At 67.6% G+C, this 26,687-nt stretch carries 17 protein-coding genes; 11 read left to right on the top strand and 6 right to left on the bottom strand.

From position 1 onward, the window contains the following. The first annotated feature begins 32 nt into the window (after positions 1-32). The 3 genes from GO608_RS04705 (at position 33) to GO608_RS04695 (ending at position 3,459) form a co-directional block, all read left to right on the top strand. Positions 33-1,061 carry an MBL fold metallo-hydrolase gene (locus GO608_RS04705; protein ID WP_169197259.1) on the top strand — a complete coding sequence of 343 codons (1,029 nt, stop codon included), beginning with the start codon at positions 33-35 and terminating at the stop codon, positions 1,059-1,061. Between the two features lie 21 nt (positions 1,062-1,082). After that, on the top strand, positions 1,083-2,906 hold the full coding sequence (locus GO608_RS04700; RefSeq protein ID WP_169197260.1) for a PHA/PHB synthase family protein: 1,824 nt from the start codon (positions 1,083-1,085) through the stop codon (positions 2,904-2,906). 76 nt (positions 2,907-2,982) lie between these two features. Beyond that, the gene (locus tag GO608_RS04695; protein ID WP_169197261.1) at positions 2,983-3,459 is read left to right on the top strand and encodes a putative toxin-antitoxin system toxin component, PIN family; all 477 of its coding nucleotides are present in this window, start codon (positions 2,983-2,985) and stop codon (positions 3,457-3,459) included. Positions 3,460-3,509: 50 nt separating this feature from the next. Here the strand turns inward: GO608_RS04695 and GO608_RS04690 are convergent, their stop codons facing one another. Beyond that, positions 3,510-4,340 (bottom strand): helical backbone metal receptor, encoded by an 831-nt coding sequence (locus tag GO608_RS04690; protein ID WP_169197262.1) that lies wholly within the window; start codon positions 4,338-4,340, stop codon positions 3,510-3,512. Positions 4,341-4,448: 108 nt separating this feature from the next. On the opposite strand from GO608_RS04690, the gene ald reads away from it, so the two are divergent. Together ald and GO608_RS04680 are read left to right on the top strand one after the other, a co-directional pair. Continuing rightward, positions 4,449-5,582, top strand: a complete 1,134-nt coding sequence (gene ald, locus GO608_RS04685; protein ID WP_169197263.1) for an alanine dehydrogenase — start codon at positions 4,449-4,451, stop codon at positions 5,580-5,582. Between the two features lie 99 nt (positions 5,583-5,681). Beyond that, complete coding sequence (locus GO608_RS04680; protein WP_211159213.1) at positions 5,682-7,604, top strand: potassium transporter Kup; 1,923 nt, start codon at positions 5,682-5,684, stop codon at positions 7,602-7,604. Between the two features lie 25 nt (positions 7,605-7,629). Here the strand turns inward: GO608_RS04680 and GO608_RS04675 are convergent, their stop codons facing one another. The 4 genes from GO608_RS04675 to argS form a co-directional block, all read right to left on the bottom strand. After that, the gene (locus GO608_RS04675) at positions 7,630-12,447 is read right to left on the bottom strand and encodes an NAD-glutamate dehydrogenase (RefSeq protein ID WP_169197264.1); all 4,818 of its coding nucleotides are present in this window, start codon (positions 12,445-12,447) and stop codon (positions 7,630-7,632) included. A gap of 165 nt (positions 12,448-12,612) precedes the next feature. Continuing rightward, complete coding sequence (locus GO608_RS04670; protein WP_169197265.1) at positions 12,613-13,257, bottom strand: thiol:disulfide interchange protein DsbA/DsbL; 645 nt, start codon at positions 13,255-13,257, stop codon at positions 12,613-12,615. Positions 13,258-13,348: 91 nt separating this feature from the next. Continuing rightward, positions 13,349-13,930 (bottom strand): SPOR domain-containing protein, encoded by a 582-nt coding sequence (locus GO608_RS04665; protein WP_169197266.1) that lies wholly within the window; start codon positions 13,928-13,930, stop codon positions 13,349-13,351. Between the two features lie 22 nt (positions 13,931-13,952). Beyond that, positions 13,953-15,716, bottom strand: coding sequence for an arginine--tRNA ligase (gene argS / locus GO608_RS04660; protein ID WP_169197267.1), 1,764 nt, complete (start codon positions 15,714-15,716; stop codon positions 13,953-13,955). Between the two features lie 144 nt (positions 15,717-15,860). Between argS and ubiB the strand changes: the two genes are divergently transcribed. The 3 genes from ubiB (at position 15,861) to GO608_RS04640 (ending at position 21,340) form a co-directional block, all read left to right on the top strand. Further along, positions 15,861-17,390, top strand: coding sequence for a ubiquinone biosynthesis regulatory protein kinase UbiB (gene ubiB / locus GO608_RS04655; RefSeq protein ID WP_169197268.1), 1,530 nt, complete (start codon positions 15,861-15,863; stop codon positions 17,388-17,390). 133 nt (positions 17,391-17,523) lie between these two features. Next, positions 17,524-19,680 carry an ornithine--oxo-acid transaminase gene (gene rocD / locus GO608_RS19500; protein ID WP_169197269.1) on the top strand — a complete coding sequence of 719 codons (2,157 nt, stop codon included), beginning with the start codon at positions 17,524-17,526 and terminating at the stop codon, positions 19,678-19,680. A gap of 193 nt (positions 19,681-19,873) precedes the next feature. Then, a complete protein-coding gene (locus GO608_RS04640; protein ID WP_169197270.1) occupies positions 19,874-21,340 on the top strand; it encodes a high affinity choline transporter 1 in 1,467 nt (488 codons plus the stop codon). Positions 21,341-21,359: 19 nt separating this feature from the next. On the opposite strand, the gene GO608_RS04635 is transcribed toward GO608_RS04640, so the two are convergent. Next, positions 21,360-22,412, bottom strand: a complete 1,053-nt coding sequence (locus tag GO608_RS04635) for an asparaginase (protein WP_247002867.1) — start codon at positions 22,410-22,412, stop codon at positions 21,360-21,362. Between the two features lie 399 nt (positions 22,413-22,811). Here GO608_RS04635 and hcrC point away from each other — a divergent pair, with 399 nt between their 5' ends. The 3 genes from hcrC to hcrB are packed head-to-tail and all read left to right on the top strand — an operon-like array spanning position 22,812 to position 26,655. Continuing rightward, positions 22,812-23,288: a 4-hydroxybenzoyl-CoA reductase subunit gamma gene (hcrC, locus tag GO608_RS04630; protein ID WP_169197272.1), complete on the top strand. Its 477-nt coding sequence runs from the start codon at positions 22,812-22,814 to the stop codon at positions 23,286-23,288. After that, positions 23,285-25,669, top strand: coding sequence for a 4-hydroxybenzoyl-CoA reductase subunit alpha (gene hcrA, locus GO608_RS04625; RefSeq protein WP_169197273.1), 2,385 nt, complete (start codon positions 23,285-23,287; stop codon positions 25,667-25,669). Before hcrC ends, hcrA begins: the two co-directional genes overlap by 4 nt. After that, positions 25,666-26,655: a 4-hydroxybenzoyl-CoA reductase subunit beta gene (gene hcrB, locus GO608_RS04620; RefSeq protein WP_247002866.1), complete on the top strand. Its 990-nt coding sequence runs from the start codon at positions 25,666-25,668 to the stop codon at positions 26,653-26,655. Before hcrA ends, hcrB begins: the two co-directional genes overlap by 4 nt. The last annotated feature ends 32 nt before the right edge of the window (positions 26,656-26,687 follow it).

The following is a 26,687-nucleotide window of genomic DNA, read 5'->3' as shown; positions in this document are numbered from 1 at the left end:
GATTGCTTGCCCCGTCCAACGGAGAGAAATCGATGACCCGTCTTACCGAACTGCAGTATCCGTTCAGCGAGACCCCTGCCGGCGGCGAGACACTTCCCGTGGCGAAGGGGGTGAGCTGGGTGCGGATGCCGCTGCCATTCGCCCTCGACCACATCAACCTGTGGCTGCTCGACGACGGCGAAACGCTCGCCGCGATCGACTCCGGCTTCGGCCTCGATGAAGTGCGCGAGCACTGGAACACGATCATCGCGAACGACGGGCGTCCGGTCGGCCGCGTCGTCGTCACCCACCACCATCCCGACCATCTCGGCCTGGCGACCTGGCTCGCCGCGCGCGACGACGCGCCAGTCTGGATGACGCAGGGCGAGCTCCTGTACGGCCACGCGATATGGAACCAGCTGCCCGGATATTCGGTCACCGACATGGTCGCGCAATTCCGCAGCCATGGACTCGACGACGCGCGCCAGGCGGCACTCGTCGATCGCGGCAACGGTTATCGCCGTGGCGTGCCGACGCTCCCCACGGCCTACCACCGCCTGTTCGACGGCGATGTCGTGGCGATCGGCGCCCACGAGTGGCGCGTCATCGTAGGATATGGTCATGCGCCCGAGCACGCGAGCCTGTACTGCGCGCAGCTGGGGATACTCGTTTCGGGTGACATGCTGCTGCCGCGCATTTCGACGAACGTCAGCGTCTATGCGGCAACACCGAATGACGATCCGCTCGGCTGGTTCCTCGATTCGCTGAATCGCTTCAAGGACTTGCCCGACGATACGCTCGTGCTACCATCACATGGTCGACCATTCCGCGGCATCAGGGCAAGAATCGCACAGCTCGAAACGCACCACCGTGAACGCTGCGACGAACTGCTGGGCGCGATCGTAACGCCCGGCAGCGCTGCGGACGTCCTTTCGACACTGTTTCCCCGCGAACTGGACACGCACCAGGTCATGTTCGCGATGGGAGAAGCGATCGCACACCTCAACTACCTCGTCAAAAGAAACGAGGCTCGCAGGCTGACCAGCGACGACGGCACGATCCGATTCGAACGCATTGCATGAAAAAACAGGAGCAATAGAGAGATGGCTGCACCCACCCCCGAGAATGTATTTGCCGAGCTGCCGGATCCGAAGGAGGTCGCCAAGACCTACGCCGAAGTCGCGCAGCGCGCTTCGCACCTGATCAGCGAACACGTCCAGCGCCAGCTCAAGAAAGGCGTCTCCACGCCCAGCGACGAGCTGGGCATCGCGCAGGCGTTCATGGACATGATGGCCAAGCTGCTGGCCAATCCCTACAAGCTCGCCCAGTCGCAGATGAACCTGGTGTGGGACTACTTCTCGCTGTGGCAGCATTCGATGCTGCGCGTCATGGGCATGCACGGTGCCCCGATCGCGCAACCGGAGAAGACCGACAAGCGCTTCAAGGACGAGCAGTGGGAAGAGCATTTCCTGTTCGACTTCATCAAGCAGTCGTACCTGATCACCGCGCGCCACGTGCATGACACGGTGTGCTGCGTCGAAGGGCTCGACGAGCACTCGCAGAAAAAAGTGAACTTCTTCACGCGCCAGTACATCGACGCGCTGTCGCCGTCGAACTTCGCGCTGACGAATCCCGAAGTGTTCCGCGAGACCGTCAAGAACAACGGCCAGAACCTGATCAAGGGCCTGAACAACCTGCTGCGCGACATGGAAGACGGCGGCGGCCAGCTGCGCGTCAAGATGACCGACACGACCGCGTTCGAACTCGGCCGCAACGTCGCGACGACGCCGGGCAAAGTCGTGTTCCAGACCGACATGATGCAGCTGATCCAGTACACGCCGCGCACCGACAAAGCGCTCAAGCGCCCGCTGCTGATCGTGCCGCCGTGGATCAACAAGTTCTACATCCTCGACCTGCGCGAGAAGAATTCGTACATCAAGTGGTGCGTCGACCAGGGCCACACGGTGTTCGTCGTGTCGTGGGTGAACCCCGACGAGCGCCTGGCCGAGAAGACTTTCGAGTCCTACGTGCACGAAGGCATCGTCGCCGCGCTCGACGCGATCGAGAAGCAGACTGGCGAGAAGGAGGTGAACGTCTGCGGCTACTGCCTCGGCGGCACGCTGCTGGCGACGACGCTCGCGTACCTCGCCGGGAAGAAGGACAAGCGCATCGCGACGGCGACGTTCTTCACGACGATGATCGACTTCTCGGAGCCGGGCGAACTGGGCGTGTTCATCGACGAGGGCCAGGTATCGAGCCTCGAGAAGAAGATGTTCGAGCGCGGCTACCTCGAAGGTTCCGAGATGGCCGGCACGTTCAACATGATGCGTGCGAACGACCTGATCTGGTCCTTCGTCGTGAACAACTACCTCATGGGCAAGGACCCGTTCCCGTTCGACCTGCTGTACTGGAACTCCGACTCGACGCGCATGCCGGCGAAGATGCACAGCTACTACCTGCGCACGATGTACATGGAAAACCGGCTCGTCGAGCCGGGCGGCATCGTCATCGACGGCGTGCCGATCGATCTGTCGAAGATCAAGATCCCGTGCTACTTCATCTCGACGCTCGAAGACCACATCGCGCCGTGGAAAAGCACCTACACGGGCGCGCAGGCGCTCGGCGGCCCGGTGCGCTTCGTGCTCGGCGGCTCCGGCCACATCGCCGGCATCGTCAACCCGCCGGCGTCGAACAAGTACGGCTACTGGCTGAATCCGTCGGCAAAGCTGCCGAAGGACGCCGACGCGTGGTTCGAAGGCGCGCAGCACCAGCAGGGATCGTGGTGGACCGACTGGCAGGAATGGGTCGTGCCGCAGGATCCCGAGCAGGTCGACGCGCGTGACCCGGCGAAAGGCAAGCTCAAGCCGATCGAGGACGCTCCCGGCTCCTTCGTGAAGGTCCGCCTCGACGCAAACCAAGCGGCTTGACGCGAGTCGCCGGTCGCACATCGCGAGGGGGCTGCGGCCCCCTCGCTGCCGTCGACCACCACCCTCTGAAGACTCGATGCCCGACCTTCCCTCCCCGCGCGTCGTCCTCGACACGAACACCGTCATGGCGCTGTGGCTTTTCGAAGACCCGGCGCTGATGCGCCTGCGCGATGCGATCGAGAGCGGCCATCTCACCCTCGTCACGCGCGCCGACGCACTCGACGAACTGCGCCACGTTCTCGCGTACCGCCAGTTCGGCGTCGCTGCCGAACGCCAAGCGACGATCCTCGCCGGCTATGTGGCGCGCGTCACATTACTCCCCGACGGTGACGGCCCCGCCCTGGGCGACGCACCGGCGCAGGCGCTGCCCGCACTGCCGCTGTGCCGCGACCGCGACGACCAGAAGTTTCTCGAGATCGCGCGCGACGGCGAAGCGAGCCATCTCGTCAGCCGCGACAAGGCGTTGCTGAAGCTCAACCGCCACCGGCTGCTGCGGTCGCTGTTCGCGGTGCTGACGCCGGAAAACTTCGCACAGGCGTTCGCTTCGCGCTGACTCGGCTGCAGCGTCGACGCGGCCCGCGAACCCGCGAACTTTCCCTACCCCTACTCGACTGCGAGCCGCTCCCGCAGCCGCGCGAGATAGCGCAGCCCGGCCGCGGCGCGACTGCCGTACCACGACGTCATTTTGCCGTCGATCAGTGCAGCAGGCCGGCCCGACAGCCGCGCGACCTCGTCCAGATGCAACGTGCGGAAACGGTAGGGTTCGGACGACAGCAGCACCCGTTGCGCGGCCACGACCGCCGACGCCTGCCAGGCGATTTCAGGATAACGGCTCGATGTCTCGTCCGGCACGGTTTCCCAGCCGACCGCGCGCAGCGTCGCCGAAATATAGGTGTCGCGCGACACGCTCATCCACGGCTCGCGCCAGATCAGGTACAGCACCCGCTCCGGCGGCAGCGACGCGGCCACGGCGCGTGCGGCATCGAGCGCGGCGGCAAGATCCGCGGCCAGCCGGTCCGCTTCGGCGTCGCGATCGAAGATCCGGCCGAAGAGCCGGTACAACCCGAAATTGTCCTCGGGCGTGCACGGATGGGTGACGATGACATTCGGGATGAAAGCGGCGAGCCGCTCGACCGTCTCGCGCCGGTTCTCGTCGATATTCACGATCAGGTGCGTGGCTTCGAGGGCGCGCACGGCGTCGATCCTGACGTCTTTCGTGCCGCCGACTTTCGCCACCTTCCTGACGATGTCGCGTGGATGAATGCAGAAGCCGGTGCGTCCGACGAGCTGGTCGGCGAGACCGAGCTCGCATACCAGTTCGGTCAGCGACGGCACCAGCGACACGATGCGCACCGGCCCTTCGGCGCGGCGGTGCACGACGCCGGCGGCGTCTTCGAGGGCGGCAGATTCGGGCGGGATCGTGGATACTTGCATTTCGATAGGCGGTCGCCGGGAAAGACTGCGATTGTAGGCGATGCGGCAGTCCGGCCGCTGCCCGAGTCGCGCCCGCCGGCGTCCGGCCACCTGCGCGGGAGGTTCAACATGCTTGTCGGCGTACCGAGGGAAATCAAGGTCCATGAATACCGCGTCGGGCTCACGCCGGCGAGCGTCCGCGAGGTCGTCGCGCACGGCCACGAAGTGATCGTCGAGCGCGACGCGGGGCGCGGCATCGGCGCGGGAGACGACGACTACCGGCGCGCGGGGGCGCGCATCGAGGACGATGCGGCAGCGCTGTATGCCGCTGCCGAACTGATCGTCAAGGTCAAGGAGCCCCAGCCCGCCGAGCGCGTGCGCCTTGGCGCCGGCCAGGTGCTGTTCGCCTATCTCCACCTCGCGCCGGACCCGCAACAGGCAAACGACCTGCTCGCGAGCGGCGTTACCGCGATCGCGTACGAGACGGTCGGCGACGCCGACGGCGGGCTGCCGTTGCTCGCGCCGATGTCCGAAGTCGCCGGGCGGATGAGCGTGCAGGCGGGCGCGCATTGTCTCGAGAAAGCGGCCGGCGGGCGCGGGTTGCTGCTCGGCGGCGTGCCGGGTGTCGAGCCGGCGCGGGTGGTGATCCTCGGCGGCGGCGTCGTCGGCAGCAACGCCGCGCTGATCGCGCTGGGCATGGGTGCCGCGGTGACGATCGTCGACCGCTCGGTGGCAGTCCTGCGCCGCGTCGGCGAGCGCTTCGGCACGCAGCTGCACACGCTGCACGCGAGCACCGATGCGATCGAAGCCGCCGTGCTCGACGCCGATCTCGTGATCGGCGCGGTGCTGGTGCCCGGTGCCGCGGCGCCGAAGCTCGTCACGCGCGACATCGTGCGCAGGATGCGCTCGGGCACGGTGGTCGTCGATGTCGCGATCGACCAGGGCGGCTGTTTCGAGACTTCACGCCCGACGACTCATGCCGATCCGACTTTCGTCGTCGACGACGTCGTGCATTACTGCGTCGCGAACATGCCGGGCGCAGTCGCCCGGACTTCGACGCTCGCGCTGAACGCCGCGACGCTGCCCTACGTGCTCGCGCTCGCGGACAAGGGCTGGCGCGAGGCGCTGCGCGACGATCCGCATCTGGCGCAGGGGCTGAACATCTGCGCCGGTCGCGTCATGCATCCCGGCGTCGCGGCAGCCCTCGGCGTCGAACCCGGCAACGCGCGCGACATTGCGGCGGCGACCGCGGCGACGCCCTGAGAAACACGGATTCTTTTTCCGCACCGTGAAAATCTGCTCGTCGGCGATGGTGCCCTGCGCTAATCTACGCGCCTCGCGCCAGGCCCTCCGGGAGTATTCATGCAAGCACTCGAGGGTGTGAATACTTCACCCGCAGCAGCTGCCACGGCGCACGCCGCCGCTCCGCGCCGCGGCATTGCCGGGCTCGCGGTCGCGGCGATCGGCGTCGTCTATGGCGACATCGGCACAAGCCCTCTCTACACGCTGAAAGAAGTCTTCAACGGCCCGCATGCAGTGCCGGTGACGCCCCAGAACGTCTACGGCATCCTGTCGCTGGTGTTCTGGGCGCTGGTGCTCGTGGTGTCGGCGAAATACGTGTTGTTCATCACCCGCGCCGACAACCGCGGAGAAGGCGGCATCATGGCGCTGACCTCGCTCGTGCTGCGCGCGGTGCCGCCCGGTCGCAAGGTCTGGGTGCTGTCGGCGCTGGGGGTGTTCGGTGCCGCGCTGTTCTACGGCGACGGCATGATCACGCCGGCGATCTCGGTGCTGTCGGCAGTTGAAGGCCTCGAGGTCGCGACGCCGGCGTTCCGCCCGTACGTGCTGCCGATCGCGCTCGCCGTGCTATGCGGCCTGTTCGTCATTCAGCGCCACGGTACCGGCAGTGTCGGCAGGATCTTCGGGCCGGTGATGCTGGTGTGGTTCGTCCTGCTCGCGGTGCTGGGCATCCTGGGTATCACGCTGCATCCCGAGATCATCGGCGCGCTCGACCCGCGCTGGGCGCTGCGCTTCTTTGCCGACATGCCGCTGGTCGGCTGGCTGTCGCTCGGCGCGGTCGTGCTCGCGATCACCGGCGGCGAGGCGCTGTATGCGGACATGGGCCACTTCGGCCGCCGGCCGATCAAGTTCGCGTGGTTCCTCGTCGTGTTTCCGTCGCTGTACCTGAACTACCTCGGCCAGGGCGCGCTGATCCTCGATCACCCCGACAACGTGCGCAATCCGTTTTACCTGCTGGTGCCTGATGCGCTGGTGTACCCGATGGTCGCGATGGCGACGCTGGCGACGATCATCGCCAGCCAAGCGGTGATCTCCGGAGCCTACTCGCTGACCCGCCAGGCGATGCAGCTCGGTTACGCGCCACGCATGCGCACGATCTTCACGTCGGAACGCGAGATGGGCCAGATCTACGTGCCGAGCATCAACTGGATGCTGCTCGGCGCGGTGATCGCGCTGGTTGTCGGCTTCCGCTCGTCAAGCGCGCTGGCGTCGGCGTACGGCATCGCAGTCACGCTGACGATGATGATCGACACCCTGCTCGCGTTCGTGGTCGTCCGCGCGCTGTGGGGCTGGGGCAGGCTGCAGGCGGGACTCTTCCTCGGCGTGTTCCTCGCGGTCGACGTCGCGTTCTTCTCCGCGACCACCGTGAAGATCCTCGCCGGCGGCTGGTTCCCGCTGCTGATCGGGGCACTGATCTTCACGCTGCTGACAACCTGGAAGCGCGGCCGCGAACTGCTCAACAGCCGCATCCGCACCGACACGATGCCGCTCGACAGCTTCATCCGGTCGATGTTCAACAGCCCTTCGCCGCGCGTCGACGGCACCGCGGTATTCATGACGACCTGGCTCGAGGGCGTGCCGCGCGCACTGCTGCACAACCTCGTGCACAACAAGGTGCTGCACCGCCGGGTCGTGCTGCTGACGGTCGAAACCGCCGACGTGCCGCACGTTGCCGACAGCGAGCGCGTGGTCGTCGAGGAACTCGACTACGGCTTTTACCGCGTGCGCGTGAACTACGGCTTCAAGGACGACCCCGACCTGCCGGCGGCGCTCATGCAGTGCGCGGATTTCGGCTTGAAATTCGACATGATGGAGACGTCGTTCTTCCTCGGCCGCGAAACCCTCGTGTCGCGCGTCGGTTCCGGCATGCCGCGCTGGCGCGAGAAGCTCTTCATCGTCATGTTCCGCAACGCCGGCAGCGCCGCCGACTACTTCCACATCCCGCCCAACCGCGTCGTCGAGCTCGGCACGCAGGTCGAGCTGTAGACCCGCCGCGCCGGCCCGACGCTCTTCAGCTCATGTTGCGCAGCTCGCGCAGCAGCACCGACAGCATCGGCATGTCGGTCTGCGCGGCGGTCTTCACGTCCGCGAGGAGATGCCGGTAACGCTCGACGTTGCTGCGGTTGCGGGCTTCCCATGCGGCAATCACCACTTCGGGCTGTTCGACGCCCGGACAATGCCTGAGCGCTTCGGCAGCGAGGATGCGCGCCTGGTTCGACAGCTCGCTGCGCAGCGCGCTGCGTGCGAGCCCCTGCCAGCGCGATTCGGCCGGCAGCGCGGAGATCTGCAGCCCGAGCCAGTACAGGTCGAGCTGGTCGCCGAGGGCGTAATACACGCGCGCGACGGTCGCTTCCGGCCGTCCGGTTTCCGCCGCCACCTCGACGAGATCGAGCGCCGAATACAGTTCGTCGAGCGACGCGATGCGCTGCGCGAGCGGCGCGGGCACGCCTTTCTCGATGAAACCCGCGGCGACGGTGTCGAGGACTTCGCGGTACGCCGGCTGGACAAAGTCGCGCAGCCCGGCGGACAGCTCCGCGGCGCCTGCGGAGAAATAGTCGAGCGTCGCCTGCAGGTCGGCGATCCAGTCGCGGTGGCGCAGGAACCACACCGCGCCGCGCTCAATCAGCCGCACCGACTCGATGATCATCTCGGTCTGCACCACGTCGGCGACGACGTTGTCGAGCGACTCGATGTCGCGCCACGTCGGCACGAGGCCGTACACTTCGCGGCTCGCCATGTACGCCCGGACGACTTCCGCCGGCGTCGCGCCGAGTTCGCCGTGCAGCCGGCTGACGAAAGTCGGCCCGACGCGGTTGATCATGCTGTTGACGACGTGCGTCGCAATGATCTCGCGCCGCAGCGGATGGCGCTCGATCTGCGCCGCATAGCGTTCGCGCAGCGGCTGCGGAAAATAGTTCTTCAGCGCAGCCGAGATGTACGGATCTTCCGGCACGTCGGAGGCGATGACTTCGTCGAACAGCTCGATCTTGCTGTATGCGAGCAGCACCGCGAGTTCGGGCGTGACGAGGCCGACCTGCTTGAGCGCCCGTTCGGCGATCTCCTCGTCCATCGGCAGGAACTCGAGCTTGCGGTTCAGGCGCCCCGCATGGCCGAGCCGGCGGATGAATTCGGCCTGCTCGCCGAGCAGCGCGACGCCTCGTGAGCGCGTCACCGACAGCACCTGCGTCTGGCCGTAGTTGTCGCGCAGCACGAGGCCGGCGACTTCGTCGGTCATCTCGACGAGCAGTACGTTGCGCTGCTTGTCGGTCAGGTCGCCTTCATCGACGACGCTGTCGAGAAGGATCTTGATGTTCACCTCGTGATCCGAGCAGTCGACGCCGCCGGAGTTGTCGATCGCGTCGGTGTTGATCTTGCCGCCGCGCAGCGCGTATTCGATGCGCCCGAGCTGCGTGACGCCGAGGTTGCCGCCTTCGGCGACGACGCGGCAGCGCAGCGCCGCGCCATTGACGCGCACCGCGTCGTTCGCCCGGTCGCCGACCGCGGCGTCGGTCTCGCTCGTCGCCTTGACATACGTCCCGATGCCGCCGTTGTAGAGCAGATCGACCGGCGCGGTGAGGATCGCGCGGATCAGCTCGGCCGGCGACAGTATCTCGGCTTCGATGTCGAGCGCCTCGCGCACCTGCGGCGACAGGGGAATCGATTTCGCGTGACGCGACCACACGCCGCCGCCTGCCGAGATCAGCGTCTTGTCGTAGTCGTCCCACGACGAACGTGGCAGCGCGAACAGGCGCTCGCGTTCGGCGAACGAGGTTTCGGCGTCTGGAGTCGGGTCGATGAAGATGTGGCGGTGGTCGAATGCGGCGACGAGCCGGATCGTGCGCGAGCGCAGCATGCCGTTGCCGAACACGTCGCCGGACATGTCGCCGATGCCGACGACCGTGAACGATTGTTCCTGCGTGTTCAGCCCGAGTTCGCGGAAGTGGCGCTTGACCGACTCCCACGCGCCGCGCGCAGTGATGCCCATTTTCTTGTGGTCGTAGCCCGCCGAGCCGCCGGACGCGAACGCGTCGCCGAGCCAGAAGCCGTATTCGGCCGCCACCGCGTTCGCGTGATCGGAGAACGTCGCCGTTCCCTTGTCCGCTGCGACGACGAGGTAAGGGTCGTCCTCGTCGTGGCGCACTACATCGACGGGCGGCACGACCTGGCCCTGCACGAGGTTGTCGGTCACGTCGAGCAGGCCGCGCAGGTACGTGCGGTAGCACTCGACGCCTTCGGCCAGCAGCGCCTCGCGGCCGCCGGCCGGCGGGTTCTTGACGACGAAGCCGCCTTTCGAGCCGACCGGCACGATGACGGCGTTCTTGACGATCTGTGCCTTCACGAGACCGAGCACTTCGGTGCGGAAGTCCTCCATGCGGTCCGACCAGCGCAGGCCGCCGCGCGCGACGCGCCCGCCGCGCAGATGCACGCCTTCGAAGCGCGGCGAATAGACCGAAATCTCGAACATCGGCAGCGGCTGCGGCAGGTTCGGGATGCGGCGCGGATCGAGCTTCAGCGACAGATAAGTCTTCGGCCTGCCGTCGGCGGCGCGCTGGTAGTAGTTGGTGCGCAGCGTCGCCCGCACCATCGCGAGAAACTGCCGCAGAATGCGGTCCTCGTCGAGGTTGGCGACGTGGTTCAGCGCCTCCTCGATGTTCGCGACAAGCGCTGCCGCCTGCGCCTCGCGCTCGCCGCCATGCGCCGGGTCGAAGCGCAGCGCGAACAGGTCGATCAGTTGCCGCGCGAGCTTCGGGTGGGCCGCGAGCGTCTGCTCCATGTACGCCTGGCTGAACGTGAACGCGGCCTGGCGCATGTGCTTCGCGTAGGCGCGGAGCACGACGATCTCGCGCCACGTGAGCCCGGCGAGCAGCGTCAGGCGGTTGAAGTCGTCGCTCTCGATGTCGCCGCGCCACGCGTGCAGGAAAGCATCGTGGAACAGCGCCCGCAGCCGGTCCAGGTTGAGTTCCTCGGCGCCCGCGTACGACAGCCCGAAGTCGTGGATCCACACGCAGCGCCCGTCCTGGCGCTCGATCTCCGAGGGTTTCTCGTCGATGACGGCGACGCCCATGCGTTCGAGCATCGGCAGGCTCTGCGACAGCGGCACCGGCGCGCCGACACGGTAGATCTTGAAGTTCAGCCGCCCCGGCGGCGCTTCGAGCGGGATGTAGAGGCTCATCGCGAGGTCGCGGTCATCGGCAAGCGATTCCATCTGCTCGATGTCGAACACCGCGACGCGCGGCGCGTATTCCTCGCGGTACCCGGCCGGGAAACCGTCGGCGTAGCGGCGCAGCAGCGCCATGCCGCGCTCCTCGCCACAGTGTTCGAGGATCGCGCGCTGCAGCTCGTCCTCCCAGCGCCGCGTCGCACGCACCAGGCGCTGCTCGAGTTCGTGCACGTCGAACGGCGGAATCGTCGAGTCGCGCGTGCGCACGATGATCAGGACGCGCGCCAGCGCCGATTCGGAAAACTGCACGTCGAACTCGGCGCTGCTGCCGTTGAACGCTTCCATCAGCACCGCCTGCATGCGCAGCCGCTGGTCGGTGTTGTAGTGCTCGCGCGGCACGTAGATCAGGCACGAGACGAAGCGCGCGAACGGGTCGGTGCGGACGAAAAGGCGCGTGCGCTGGCGCTCGCCGAGCCGCAGGATGCCCATCGCCTGGTGGTACAGATCCTCAGTCGAGATCTGGAACAGCTCGTCGCGCGGGTAGCGCTCGAGGATCGTCAGCAACGCCTTCGCCGCATGGCTCTTCGGCAGCAGGCCGGCCTGCTCGACGACCGCGGCGACTTTGCGGCGCAGGAACGGAATCAGCTTCGGGCTGGTGCTGTAAGCGGTCGACGCGAGCAGCCCGATGACGCGGCGCTCGGCGCGCGCGCGGCCGTTCTCGTCGAACACTTTGACGCTGAACCGGTCGATGAACCCCGGCCGATGCACGGTCGAGCGCGTGTTCGACTTCGTCACGGTCAGCAGCACGGGCAGATTCGGCAGCGTCGCCTTGAGGTTCATCGGCAGCGCGGCGAACGAGCGCGACACGTTCTCTCCCGGATGCTGCCGCAGCAAGCCGAGCCCCGAGCCGGGCCGGATGTGCAGTTCGCTGTCGCCGTCGGCGGCGACCAGCTCGTAGTCGCGGCAGCCGAGCAGCACGATGTTCTCGTCCAACAGCCACTTCAGGAAAGCCACCGTCTCGGCGATCTCGTCCTGCGGGACCGGCGGCGGGTCCTGCTCGATGCCCTGGATGATCTCGACGACGCGTTGTTGCATCGCCGGCCAGTCGGTGACTGCCGCGCGCACGTCGGCGAGCACGCGCTCGAGCCCGGTGCGCAGCGCATCGACGTCGTCCGCTTCGGTGCGCCGGTCGACTTCGACGTGGATGATCGATTCGTAATGCCCGCGCGTGTCGCCGTCTTCGGCGATCCCGAGATACTGGCCCGCTTCGTCGCGCACGACACGCATCACCGGATGGATGATCAGGTGCAGCGTGAGCCCCTGCCGATTGACTTCCATCGTGATCGAATCGACGAGGAACGGCATGTCGTCATTGACGATTTCGACGACGGTGTGCGTGGATTCCCAGCCGTGCTCTTCGAGCTTCGGGTTGTACACGCGCAAGCGCGTGCCGCCGCGATGCTTGCGCACGAACTGCCAGTGGCTGACCACGGCGCCGTACAGGTCGTCGACCGAGCGGTCGGCGAGATCCTCCGGCGCGACCTGGCCGAACCATCGCCGCGCAAACGGCTCGATCAGCGCCGCCTGGTCGGTCGGCAACTTGTTCGCGATCTGTTCCAGAACCGCATCGAATCGCGCGGCGTCGACGTCCGCCTGAAGTGCCTGCATCGCTGCCTCCGTTTGTCGAAGACGGGCTGTGCAACGTGGCGTCATACGGGCGCCGACCCGCTTCCGTCGAAAACGATACCCGGATCAGGCGCGCGGCGAAAGAAGCTTTTACCCCGTAGGGTTATCCGGCCGCGCGGGTCGGCCGGAGCAGCGGGTCGACGGAGTTCAGCCCTTTTTCTGCTCGCTGCGCGAGCGCGCGATCAACTGGTCGACTTCCTTGAGCATCTGCTCGAATCCGCCCGCCGAGCTCGCGGAAACGGTGTAGCGGCCGTCGACGGCCATCATCGGCACGCCGCTGACCTTGTACGCCGCCGCGATCTGGTTCGAGCGCTGCACTTTCGACTGCACGCCGAACGACTTGTAGATGTCGCTGAAGCGCTTGCTGTCGAGCCCCGAACTCGCGACCCACTGCATCAGCACCTCATCACGGTACAGCGGCTGCCGCTGGTCGTGGATCGCGGCAAACACTGCCGGCCCTTTCTCTTCGGCCTGGCCCATCGCTTCGAGCGTGTAGTAGAGCCGCGCCAGCGCCGTCCATTCGGGACGGTTGAACGTGATCGGCACCTTGACGAAGTTCACGTCGCCCGGCAGCTTCTTCGCCCAACCGTTGAGCAGCGGTTCGAAGTCGTGGCAGTGCGGGCAGCCGTAGGAAAAGAACTCGATCACTTCGACCTTGCCTGCGACTTCGGTCGGCACCTTCGTGCCCAACGTCTGGAAAGCTTCCCGCTGGGCGAAGACGGAGGCGGAGGCGCCCAGCGTGGACAGCGCGCCGAGCGCGGCGAGTTGCTTGAGGGCGAGACGACGATTCATGCATTGCTCCCGGGTTGATGACAATGTCTCGGACGGCAGCCGCGCGCTGACGTTCCCGCGAACGTCCGTGCCAACGGCATGGAACCGCGAATCAGGGGCTGGCTTTCACGACGGTGCCGGTGAAGCCGGCGTCGGCGAGCCGCGTGCGCACCGGATTCATGTCTTCCGGCTTGGCGAACGGGCCGATGCGCACGCGGTGCATCGTTCGCCCGTCGGGCAGCTGCGCGCGCTGCGCGCTCGCCTCGATGCCGGCGAGCGCGAGCCGCGCCTTGAGGTTGTCCGCTTCGGCGGGATTCTCGAAAGCGCCGATCTGCAGATACAGCCGCTCGGCGACCGGGGGCGCGGGCGGCGGAGCGGGCGGGACTTCAGCGGGCGCGACGTTGCCCTGCGGCAGGATCTTGTAGAACTCGAAGTCGGGCTTGACGACCGGGCGGTCGCCCGGCTTGCCGGGCAACGACAACGGCGGCTGGTCGGGCCCCGACGGCACGCGGCTCGGCACGCTGCCGCTGCCTTGCGGCGTCTGGAACGGCGACGAGCGGGTGAACCACCACGCGGCTCCGGCCGCGAACAGCGCACCGAGGATCAGGCCGATGAAAATGCCGACGATCACGCCGCCGCCGCTTTTCGCGGGCGGGCGGCGGGTTGTCGGCCGGGACTTGGGGGCGCGGCTCACGAGGTTCTCCGACGTTGGGACGTTACATCGACTGCGGGGCGGACACGCCGAGCAGCGCCAGCGCGGTGGCCAGCACCTGCCGCACCGCTGCCGCCAGCGCGAGCCGCGCCAGACGCAGCGCGGGATCGTCGACGAGCATGCGCTCGGCGTTGTACCAGCTGTGGAACTCCGCGGCGAGGTCTTTCAGGTAGAACGCGAGCTGGTGCGGCGCGTAGTCCGCGGCGGCGTTCTGGATCAGCTCGGGGAAGCTCGCGAGGCGCGCGCACAGCGCGAGCTCGCGCTCGTTGCCGAGCAGATCGAGTTGCGCGCCACGCAGCTCGGCCGCGTCGCCGCCCCACTGCTCAAGCACCGAGCAGACGCGGGCGTGCGCGTACTGCACGTAATACACCGGGTTCTCGTTGCTCTGGCTTTTCGCCAGGTCGAGGTCGAAATCGAGGTGCTGGTCGCTTTTTCTCAGCACGTAGAAGAAGCGGCACGCGTCGTTGCCGACTTCGCGGCGCAGTTCGCGCAGCGTGACGAATTCGCCTGAGCGCGTCGACATCGACGCCTTCTGGCCGTTGCGATACAGCACCGCGAACTGCACCAGCGTCACCTCGAGCTTTTCCGGCGGCAGGCCGAGCGCGGCGATCGCTCCCTTGACGCGCGGAATGTAGCCGTGGTGATCGGCGCCCCAGATGTCGATGATGCGGTCGTAACCGCGCTCGTACTTGTTCAGGTGGTACGCGATATCGGACGCGAAATACGTGTACAGCCCGTTCTCGCGCTGCACGACGCGGTCCTTCTCGTCGCCGAACGCGGTCGAGCGGAACCACTTCGCGCCGTCTTGCAGATACACGTGGCCGCGCTTTTCGAGCTCCGCAACCGCGCGGTCCACGAGCCCGGTGTCGAACAGGCTTTTCTCCGAGAACCACTTGTCGAAATGCACGCCGAACTCTTCGAGGTCGTCGCGCCCGTCGCCGAGCTGCTCGTTGAGCGCAAAGCCATGCACGAAGTGGTAGTCCTCACCGAGCAGCCGCTTGGCGTTGGCGATCAACATGTCGAGGTGGTCCTCGCGCTGCGTCTTCGCCTCGTCGTCCTTGCGCTCGGCAATCGGCAGCCCCGGCGCGCCCTCGAGCACCTGTTCGGCGGTGAAGCCGGCGAAGCGGTCCTGGTGCCCTTCGCGCATCGCGCGCGCCATCCCGACGACGTAGTCGCCCTGGTAGGCGTTGGGCGGGAACGGGATGTCGACGCCATGCAGCGCGAGATAGCGCAGCCACGTCGACAGCGCGAGGATGTCCATCTGGCGGCCGGCGTCGTTGATGTAGTACTCGCGCGTCACGTCCGAACCGGCGAAATCGAGCACCGCGGCAAGCGACGCGCCGTAAGCCGCGCCGCGCCCGTGCCCGACGTGCAGCGGGCCGGTCGGGTTCGCCGAGACGAATTCGAGCTGCACACTGGTGCCGTTGCGCGCGCCGCGGCCGAACTCGGCCCCGCGCTCGAGCACCGCGCCGACCGCTGCGGTCTTTGCGCCGGCGGCGAGCGTGAAGTTGATGAAGCCGGCGCCGGCGACTTCGGTCGCCGCGACCAGCGTCGAGCGCGGCAGCTCGGCGAGCAGCAACTCCGCAAGCTCGCGCGGGCGGCGGCGCAGCGGTTTCGCGAGCTGCAGCGCGAGGTTCGTCGCGAAATCGCCGTGGCCGGCCTGTTTCGGCCGTTCGAGGTGGATCGGCGTATCGGCCAGTTCCGGCGCGATGCTCTTGAGCGCGGCGCGCAGCAAGGCGGTGAGTTGTACTTTCGAATCGGCGCTCATGGCACTCGGGAAATCGTAAAAGGGCTGAATTATAACGGATCGGCCCCGCCGGACCCGGTGCGCTTCACAGTTCACGCCCTGCTGCGCCTTTCGCCGCCCCGCCTTTCGGGCTAAAGTCCGCGGTTTCCCTCTTTCACCCCTCCCGTGCGCCTGTTCCGCCTCGCCAAGATCGTCACCGTGGGCCTGCGTTTCGGCCTCGACCAGATGGTGCTCGACGCCGATCCGAGCGGCCGGCTGTTGCGGCTGTGGCACGTCGTATTTTTCTGGCGCCACCCGTCGGCGCCACGCGGCGTGCGGCTGCGACAGGCGCTCGAATCGCTCGGCCCGATTTTCGTCAAGTTCGGCCAGATGCTGTCGACGCGCCGCGACCTCTTGCCGACCGACCTCGCCGACGAACTCGCGCTGCTGCAGGACCGCGTGCCGCCATTCCCGACCGAGCAGGCGCTGAAAGTCCTGGAGGACTTCTACGGGCGGCCGGTCGACGACGTCTTCGTCGATTTCGCGCGCACCCCGGTCGCCTCCGCTTCGGTCGCGCAAGTGCATTTCGCCCGCTTGCCCGACGGCACCGAAGTCGCGGTCAAGATCCTGCGTCCCGGCATCGAGCGCGTCATCGAGCACGACCTCGCGCTGCTCGAGACCGCGGCGATGCTGCTCGACAGGCTGTGGATCGAAGGCCGGCGGCTCAAGCCGCGCGAAGTCGTCGCCGAGTTCAGCAAATACCTGCACGACGAGCTCGACCTGATGCGCGAAGCGGCCAACTGTTCGCAGCTGCGGCGCAATTTCAAGGACTCCCTGCTCCTCGTCGTGCCGGAAGTCTATTGGGACTGGTGCGGCAAGTCGGTGATGGTCATGGAGCGCATGCACGGCGTGCCGATCTCGCAGCTCGCGACGCTGCGCGCGCAGGGCACGGACCTGTCGCGGCTGTCGCGCGCCGGCGTCGAGATCTTCTTCACTCAGGTGTTCCGCGACGGCTTCTTCCACGCCGACATGCATCCGGGCAACATCTTCGTGCATGCCGACGGACGCTACATCGCGCTCGATTTCGGCATCGTCGGCACGCTGACCGAAGTCGACAAGAACTACCTCGCGCAGAACTTCCTCGCATTCTTCAAGCGCGACTACAACCGCGTCGCGCGCGCGCACATCGAAGCCGGCTGGGTGCCTGCGCACACCCGCGTCGACGAGTTCGAAGGGGCGATCCGCGCAGTCTGCGAGCCGATCTTCGACCGTCCGCTGAAGGACATTTCATTCGGCAAGACCTTGCTGCGCCTGTTCCAGACCGCGCGCCGCTTCGAGATGGAAGTGCAGCCGCAGCTCGTGCTGCTGCAGAAGACGCTGCTGAACATCGAAGGCCTCGGCCGCCAGCTCGACCCGGACCTCGATCTGTGGAAGACCGCGAAGCCGTTCCTCGAGCGCTGGATGGACGAGCGCATGGGCTGGCGCGCGCTGCTGCACGGCGTGCGCAACGAGGCGCCAGCGTGGGCCGGGACGCTGCCGCAGCTGCCGCGCCTGATGCATCAGGCGCTGGTCGAGCCGACGCTGCACCACGCTGTCCAGCGCGAGCAGCTCGAGCGCCTCACCGCGGCGCAGCGCTTCCAGGGACGCCTGCTCGCGATCGTCGCGCTGCTGCTCGCGGCGCTCGTCACGATCGAGCTGTACCGCGGCTTCACCTGAACGCGCCGACGGGAGTCGCGGCGCGCTCGACACCGCGCCCCGCCCTGCAGCAGCTGAACGAATCCCTGCCGCCCACGTCGAACCGTCAGGCATTTCGACTTGTTCGCCCGCAGCTGCGGTATGGGAGGATGTCATGACGCATTCAGCCCCACTTCATATCTCGAACGATTCCGCGACGCATGCCAGCGTCAGCATCCTCGGCGTCGCGTCGGCACTCGGCGCGCCCGGAAGCGGCCCCGACGCAGGCCCCGCGGCGCTGCAGGCCTCCGGCCTCGTCGCGCGGCTGCGCGGCCTCGGCATCGCCGCGAAATGGGAGCAGACGCTGCTGCCGCACGATTCGGCGGCGCCGGGCGCGTCGATGGAGGAACGCCTGAAGAGCGTCGCCGACCTCGCGCGAAGCGTCGCCGACCAGCTCGCTGCGCTCGACCCGGCGCGCTTCCCGCTGATCCTCGGCGGCGACCACGCGATCGCGATCGGCACCTGGCCGGCGATCGCCAGCCGGGTCGCGGCGCGCGGCACGCTCGGCCTGATCTGGATCGACGCCCACCTCGACAGCCACACCAGCGCCAGCACCCAGTCCGGCAACATCCACGGCATGCCGCTCGCGGCAGTGCTCGGCGAAGGCCATGCGCTGCTGACCGGCATTCCGGGGCCGCGTCTCGACCCGCACAACGTCTGCATCATCGGCGCGCGCTCGTGGGAACCGGAAGAGTTCGAGCGCCTGCAGCGGCTCGGCGTGACGATCTTCGATATGCCGGCGATCCGCGAGCGGGGACTGTCGGCGGTGTTCTGCGACGCGCTCAGCGTCGTGCGGCGCAACACCGCTGCGTTCGGCGTCACGCTCGATCTCGACGCGCTCGATCCGGCGAGCTTTCCGGCGGTTACCTGCCGCGAAACCGGGGGCCTCGCGGCCGACGAGCTTTCCGACGCGCTGCTCGCGCTGCGCGCGTGCCCCGACTTCGCGGCACTCGAGATCGTCGAATACGTGCCCGGACTCGATCCGCTCGGTGCAGGCGCCGCCTGGATTGCCGAATTCGCCGGCGCCGCGCTCGGCCCGGGCACGGCGCTGCTGCGCGCGAAGGAACAGCATTTCGGCGCGCACAACTACGCCCCGCTGCCGGTGGTGTTTCACCGTGGTCAGGGCGTCTGGCTGTGGGATGTCGAGGGGCGGCGCTACCTTGACATGATGAGCGCGTATTCCGCAGTGAGCTTCGGTCACGGCCACCCGCGCCTGCTGCGCGCGCTCAACGACCAGGCGCAGCGCCTCGCGCTGACGTCGCGCGCGTATTCGAACGACCGCCTGCCGCTGCTGCTCGAGCGGCTGTGCACGCTGTTCGGCTACGAGCGGGCGCTGCCAGTCAACACCGGCCTCGAAGCGGTCGAAACCGCGCTCAAGACGGTGCGCAAATGGGCGTACAAGGTCAAGGGCGTCGCAACCGACCAGGCCGGGATCATCGCCTGCCAGGGCAACTTCCACGGCCGTTCGATTGCGATCGTCGGCATGTCGTCAGAAGCGCAGTACCGCGACGGCTTCGGGCCGTTCCCGCCCGGCTTCACGCTCATCCCGTACGCCGACGCCGACGCGCTCGAAGCGGCGATCACGCCGGACACGGCAGCTTTCCTCGTCGAGGCGGTCCAGGGCGAAGGCGGCATTATCGTGCCGCCCGACGGCTATCTGGCGCGATGCGCCGAGATCTGTCGCCGCAACAACGTGCTGCTGATCGTCGACGAAGTGCAGACCGGGCTCGGGCGCACCGGCCGGCTGCTCGCGTGCGAGCACGAAGGCGTGCATCCGGACGGGGTGATCCTCGGCAAGGCGCTCGGCGGCGGCCTGCTGCCGGTGTCGGCGTTCCTCGCCGACGCCGCAGTGATGGACGTGCTCCATCCCGGCGACCACGGCTCGACGTTCGGCGGCAATCCGCTCGGCGCGGCTGTCGCGCTCGAAGTCCTCGATCTGCTCGAGGAAACGCGGCCGTGGGAAAACGCCGCGCGTCTCGGCGAACATCTGATGCGCCGGCTTGCCGACGGTGCGCCGCCGTGCGTGAAGGCAGTGCGCGGCCGCGGCTTGCTGGTCGGCATCGAGCTCGACCCCCACATTCTCGACGCCGCGACCGGCGCCGAACTACTGCTCGCACGCGGCATCGCGACGAAGGACACGCACCACACGGTGCTGCGCTTCGCACCGCCGCTGGTGATCGACGACGCCGTGCTCGACGGCGGGATCGACGTGATCCTCGACACGCTCGCGACTGCGAACCACCGCCGCAAGCACGAGCCGTTGCACGGCTGAGCGCAGCGCGCTTACTGACTCCGGGACGAGACGACGAAGTCCGGCACAATCGTCGGCCTAATCGCCGGCACAATCGTCGCCCCGTTCGTCGGCCCGATCGGGCGCGAATCCGGATCGATTGGGGCGGCCCTCGCGACGAAATTCGTTGCTAAACTTCGGCCCGCTCAATCCACGTCCCCGGAAGAATCCGCCCATGCTGATCGGCTTCGTCATCGCTTACCTGCTGGTTTCGATCGGCGTCGGGCTATACGCGGCGACGCGCGTCAGGAACACCGCCGACTACGTCGCCGCCGGGCGCCACCTGCCGCTGTACATCGTCACTGCGACGGTGTTCGCGACGTGGTTCGGCTCGGAAACCGTGCTCGGCATCTCCGCGACGTTCATCGACGAAGGCCTGCGCGGGCTGTGGTCCGACCCGTTCGGCGCGTCGCTGTGCCTGATCCTCGTCGGCCTGTTCTTCGCGCGCCCGCTGTACCGCATGAACCTGCTGACGCTCGGCGATTACTACCGGCTACGCTACGGGCGCACCGTCGAAGTGCTGTGTTCGATCGCGATCGTCGTCTCCTACCTCGGCTGGGTCGCGGCGCAGATCACCGCGCTCGGCCTGGTGTTCAACATCCTCTCCGACGGCGCGATCTCGAACGAGGCCGGCATGATGATCGGCGCCGCAGTGGTGCTGGTGTATACGCTGTTCGGCGGCATGTGGTCGGTGGCGCTGACCGACTTCATGCAGATGATCGTCATCATCGCCGGGCTGTTCTACATCGCGTGGCTGGTCGGTGATATGGCGGGCGGAGTCGACCTCGTCGTCGCCCACGCGAGCGAGTCCGGCAAGCTGAACTTCCTGCCCGCGCTCGACCCGGCCGACATCATCGCCTTCCTCGCCGGCATCCTGACGATGGGGTTCGGCTCGATCCCGCAGCAGGACGTGTTCCAGCGGCTGAACTCGGCGCGCGACGAGAAGATCGCCGTGCGCGGCACGCTGCTCGGGGGCTCCGGCTACTTTCTCTTCGCGTTCGTGCCGCTGTTCATCGCGTACTCGGCGACGCTGATCGACCCCGAGCTCGTCGCGCAGTATCAGGACATCGACAGCCAGCAGATCCTGCCGCAGCTGATTCTCGCGCAGACACCGCTGTTCGCGCAGGTGATGTTCTTCGGCGCGCTGCTGTCGGCGATCATGAGCACTGCGTCGGGAACGCTGCTCGCGCCCTCCGTGACTTTTTCCGAGAACATCCTGCGCGGCACGTTCCGCCGCCTGGACGATCGCCAGTTCCTGCTGCTCACGCGCATCGTCGTCGTCGTGTTCGCGCTGCTGATCACGTGGTACGCGACGCACACCGAGGAGACGATCCACGGCATGGTCGAGAACGCGTACAAAGTGACGCTCGCGACCGCTTTCGTGCCGCTCGCGTTCGGTCTCTATTGGAAGCGCGCGAGCACGCAGGGCGCGCTGGGATCGATCCTGGCCGGCCTCGTCGTGTGGGTGACGCTCGAGATCGCCGCTCCCGACGCCGACGTTCCGCCGCACTTCGCCGGCATGCTCGCAGGCATCGTCGGCATGATCGCCGGCTCGCTGCTGCCGCAGACGCTGGTCACGCCCGTCCACGGCCACGTCGCCGCGCACCTGCAGACTCAGCAACAGCCGCACGCAGGGCGCTGACCGCCGCATCGTCCCCGGTTCAGTACTGGTCGAAGCAGCGCTGCAGCTCGCCGGCGTCGCGCGAACGCCCGAGGGCGAGCATCAGCAGGATGCGGGCCTTGTGCGGATTGAGCGAGTTCGCCGCGACAGTGCCGAGCACCGCGTCGTCGGTCGACGCGGTGACCACGCCTTGGCCGACGCGGCTCGAGCGCACGACCGCGACACCATGCCGTGCCGCCTCTTCGGCGCCGGCACGCGCTGCAGGCGACAGGCTACCGTTGCCGGAGCCGGCGATGACGATCCCGCGCGCGCCGGCGGAAATCGCGGCCCGATAGTGGTGCAGCCCCGCGCCCTGATGATCGTAGAGGATGTCGACATGCGGCAGCTCATCGATCGCGGCGAGCGAGAACTCGCTGTCGACGGTGTGCCGGCATAACGGCGCAGTGAAGAAATGCACCCTGCCCGCGGCGACTTCGCCGAGGTTGCCCTGTTCGAACGCGCGAAACGCGTCGGGCGCGGTCGTGGCCCCCTTGGTGACGAAACGCGCCGCGCCGATGCGGTCGTTCATCATCACCAGCACGCCCTTGCCGTGCGCTGTAGCGCAGGTGGCGACGAGAAAAGCGTTGTACAGATTCAGCGGCCCGTCGGCGCTCAGCGCGGTCGCCGGACGCATCGCGCCGGCAAGCACGACCGGCTTCGCGCTCTTCAGCACGAGATTGAGGAAGTACGCCGTCTCTTCGAGGGTGTCGGTGCCGTGCGTGATGACGATGCCGTCGACATCGGGCTGGCCGAGCAGCGCGTCGGCGCGGCGGGCGATCTTCAGCAGCAGTGCATTGTCGATGTCGCGGCTGTCGACATTGGCGAGCTGTTCGCCGCGCACTTCGGCGAGCGCGCGCAGTTGCGGCACCGCGGCGAGCAGTTCGTCGGTGGTCGCGCCGACGGTGTAGTCGTGGAGCTGGGTCGGCTCGCCGGCCACCGCCGCGATCGTGCCGCCAGTGCCTAGCAGCACGATGCGCGGCCGCGCCGGCTGTCCTTCGCCCGCCGCGGCGCGCGATCCTTGTTCCGCTACGCCAGCCGTGTTGCCGGGATTCATCGCACAGGCTCTCCGGGTTTCGATGCCGGCCATTGTTCCCTCCGGCTCCGGCGAGGTCAAATCACGCCCGAGCCGTACCGTACGCCGATCCCGGCGCTGTGGCGCGACGTCAGAAAGAAAGTTGCGCCAGCTGCGGCGTGCCTTTCGGGCGAGCGCACAAACCGCGGCTATTTATTGCAGACGGAGCAGGCCGAGCGTTCGCATCATCAGCCAGAATCCCTTGAAAATCATGGGTTTTCATGGGCAGTCTCGCGACCGACCGCTGCTTTGCGCTTCATATTTTCCGTTGCCTCCAACGGTGCTAGCATCGCTTCACGTTAAATTGTTTGATATCAAACATTGATGCCGGACCGGCGAGGATCGCACCTGCGCTCGCGGCGGTTCGCCCAAGGAGGCGACATGAAGACCCTGCTGACACTTTCGGTGAATGGCCGGCCGCGCGAGGACGCAGTGGCCGGGAATGCGTTGCTGATCGATTACCTGCGCGACACGCTCGGCCTGACGGGCACGAAGCAGGGCTGCGACGGCGGCGAGTGCGGCGCCTGCACGGTGCTCGTCGACGGCGAGCCGCGGCTCGCGTGCTGCACGCTGGCGCACAGCGTCGCCGAACGCTCGATCGAGACGATCGAAGGCCTCAGCCACGAAGGTAACCTGTCGCGCCTGCAACGCGCGTTCCACGAGCATCTCGGCAGCCAGTGCGGCTTCTGCACTCCGGGCATGGTGATGGCGGCCGAAGCGCTGCTGCGCCGCAATCCGCAGCCGTCGCGCGACGAGATCCGCGAAGCACTTGCCGGCAACCTGTGCCGCTGCACCGGCTACGTCAAGATCATCGAATCGGTCGAAGCGGCCGCCTGCGGCAGCGAGGTGCCGGCATGAACGCGCCCGACCGCGAACTGCGCAAGTTCGGCGCGGCCAACGCGGCGCCGCACGGCGTCGGCGCCCGCCTGCCGCTCATCGACGGCGTCGAGAAAGTCACCGGCACGGCGCGCTACACCGCCGACCTGCCGGCCCAGGGGGCGCTGGTCGGCAAGATCCTGCGCAGCCCGTACGCGCACGCCGAGCTGCTCGAAGTCGACGTCAGCGAAGCACTGAAGCTGCCCGGCGTGCGCGGCATCGTCACCGGCAACGACTGCGACACGCCTTACGGCGTGATCCCGATTGCGCAGAACGAATTCCCGCTCGCGCGCGGGCGCATCCGTTACATCGGCGAGCCGGTCGCGGCCGTCGCCGCGATCGACGAGGCGACGACCGACGCGGCGCTCGCGCTGATCCGGCTGAAAGTGCGCGAGCTGCCGGCGTATTTCGACGCGGCCGACGCGCGCAAGGCCGACGCCGTGCTGCTGCACGACAACAATAAAGGCAACATCGAGCGCGAAGTGCATAACGAGTTCGGCGACGCCGCCGCCGGTTTCGCAGCGGCCGACCTGATCCGCGAGGACACCTTCGAGTGCGCCGAAATCCATCACGCGATGATGGAGCCGAACGCCGCGCTCGCAGCATGGGACAACGAGCGCGGGCACCTCACGTTGTGGTCGGTGACGCAGGTGCCCTACTACGTGCACGAATCGCTCGCGCGCTGCATGAAGACCGACGCGGCCTATATCCGCGTCATCAAGCCGTTCGTCGGCGGCGGCTTCGGTCACCGCGTCGAGACGCTGAACTTCGAGATCATCGCCGGGCTGCTCGCCCGCGCGGCGCGCGGCACCGTGCGCCTGCTGCAGACGCGCGAGGAAGCTTTCCTCACGCACCGCGGCCGGCCGCAAACGCACGTGCGCATGAAGCTCGGATTGACCCGCGACGGTCGCATGACCGCATGCGAGGCGCACGTCGTGCAGCGCGGCGGTGCGTATGGCGGCTACGGGCTGGTGACGATCCTCTACGCGGGGGCGTTATTGAACGGCCTCTATGACCTGCCCGCGGTCAAGTACGACGGTTACCGCGTCTATACGAACACGCCGCCGTGCGGCGCGATGCGCGGCCACGGCACGGTCAACATCCGCTTCGCGTTCGAATCGCTGCTCGACATGATGGCGGCCGAGCTCGGCCTCGACGCTTTCGGGGTGCGCCGCCGCAACCTGCTGAAGGCGCCGACCGAGACGATCAACGGGCTGAAAGTGATGAGCTACGGGTTGCCCGAGTGCCTCGACTGGGTCGAGCAGGCGAGCGGCTGGCGCGAGCGCGTAGCGCGGCTCGAAGCCGACAGCGACGGCCCGATCAGGCGCGGCATCGGCATCGCGTGCTCGCACTTCGTCAGCGGCTCGGCGAAGCCCGTGCATTTCACCGGTCAGCCGCACGCGACGATCGCGCTGCGCGTCGATTTCGACGCCGGCATCACGATCCTGACCGGCGCCTCCGACATCGGCCAGGGCTCGTCGACGATCATCACCCAGGTCGTCGCCGAAATTCTCGGCGTCGAGTACCGCCGCCTGCGCCTCATCGCGACCGACTCCGCGCTGACGCCGAAGGACAACGGCTCGTATTCGTCACGCGTGACGTTCATGGTCGGCAACGCTGCGGCGGATGCCGCGCGCAACCTCAAGGCAGTGCTCGTCGCCGCTGCGGCGAAGCGGCTGCAGGTCGCCGAGGCGGACGTCGAGTGGCTCGGCGAGGCGGCCGCGGTCGCGAACGACCCGGCGCGTCAGATCCCATTCCACGACATCGTCGAGGAAGCCCTCGTCGACGTCGGCATGCTCACCGTCAAGGGCACGTTCACGTGCCCACCCGAGTTCCAGGGTGGCAAGCAGCGCGGCGGCGCGGTCGGCTCGACGATGGGCTTCTCTTACGCCGCACAGGCGGTCGAAGTCAGCGTCGACACCGAGCTCGGCAAGGTCACCGTCGAGAAAGTCTGGTCGGCGATCGACTGCGGCTTCGCGATCAACCCGATGTCGGTCGAAGGCCAGGTCCAGGGCGCGATCTGGATGGGCATGGGGCAGGCGATCTCGGAGGAAACCGTCTATGAGAACGGCCGCCACAAGGCGGTCAGCCTGCTCGACTACCGCGTGCCGACGATCATTGAGTCGCCCGACATCGCAGTGCATATCGTCGAGAGCCTGGACCCGAACGGTCCGTTCGGCGCGAAGGAAGCGAGCGAAGGACCACTCGCCGGCGTGATGTCCGCGATCGCCGCCGCGATCGAGGACGCCACCGGCACTCGCATCCGTGCGACACCCTTCACCCCGGACCGCGTGTTCGACGCGCTCAACCGCAAACCCCCCGCCGGCGCCCACGTGGCGGCCGCTGCAAAAGGAGCCGCATGATGGCCGCCCTGTCCGAATTCCGCGTGTTGCGTCCGGCGAGCGCCGTCGACGCGGTTCGCCTGCGCGGCGAACATCCCGCGAGCCGCTTCATCGCCGGTGGCACCGACCTCGTGCCGAACCTGCGGCGCGGCCTTGTCAGCACCGATATCGTCATCGACCTCGGCAACGTCGGGGAGATGCGCGAAGTGCAGCGCAGCGGCGATACGCTGCGCCTCGGCGCCGGCGTCACGCTCGCGACGCTCGCCGCCGACCCGACGGTACGGGCGAGCCTGCCGGCCCTTGCACAGGCAGCGCTCTGCGTCGCGGGACCGACGCACCGCACCGCGGCGACGCTCGGGGGCAACCTGTGCCTCGAAACGCGCTGCCAGTACTTCAACCAGAGCGAGAGCTGGCGCCAGGGCAACAACTACTGCATGAAACTCGCCGGCGACACCTGCCGCGTCGCGCCGAAGTCGAGCCGCTGCTACGCAGCCTTCAGCGGCGATGTCGCGCCGGCGCTGCTCGCGCTCGGCGCCGAAGTCGAACTCCTCGGCCCGCAGGGTATCCGGCGCCTGCCGCTCGCCGAGCTTTACGTCGACGACGGCATGCGCTGGCTCGCGCTGGGAGCCGACGAGCTGCTGTTCGCCGTCACCGTGCCGCTCGTCGCCGGCCGCGTCAGCGGCTACGAGAAGCTGCGCATGCGCGGGGCGATCGACTTCCCGCTCGCGGGCGTCGCGGCCGCGCTCACCCGCGACGGCGAGGCGATCGGCGAGCTGCGCATCGCCTGCACCGGCGTGTCGTCGCGGCCTGAATTCGTCGGCGGCCTCGACGCGCTCGCCGGGCAGCCGCTCGACGCGGCGGCGTTCGCCACCATCGAACGCCAGATCAAGCGCACGATCCAGCCGATGGAAACGACGACCGTCAGCGTCCCGTACCGCCGCCGCGCAACCCCGGTGCTCGCGAAGCGCCTCGTGGGCAGGCTGTGGGACGAGGCGAAGCGACGCTGACGATCTGCGAAGAAATCGTCACGACAAGGCGG

The sequence above is a fragment of the Aromatoleum buckelii genome (assembly GCF_012910785.2).
Lineage (GTDB): Bacteria > Pseudomonadota > Gammaproteobacteria > Burkholderiales > Rhodocyclaceae > Aromatoleum > Aromatoleum buckelii.
The sequence above is the reverse complement of the archived record's forward strand: the minus strand, read 5'-3'. Positions and strand labels throughout refer to the sequence as shown.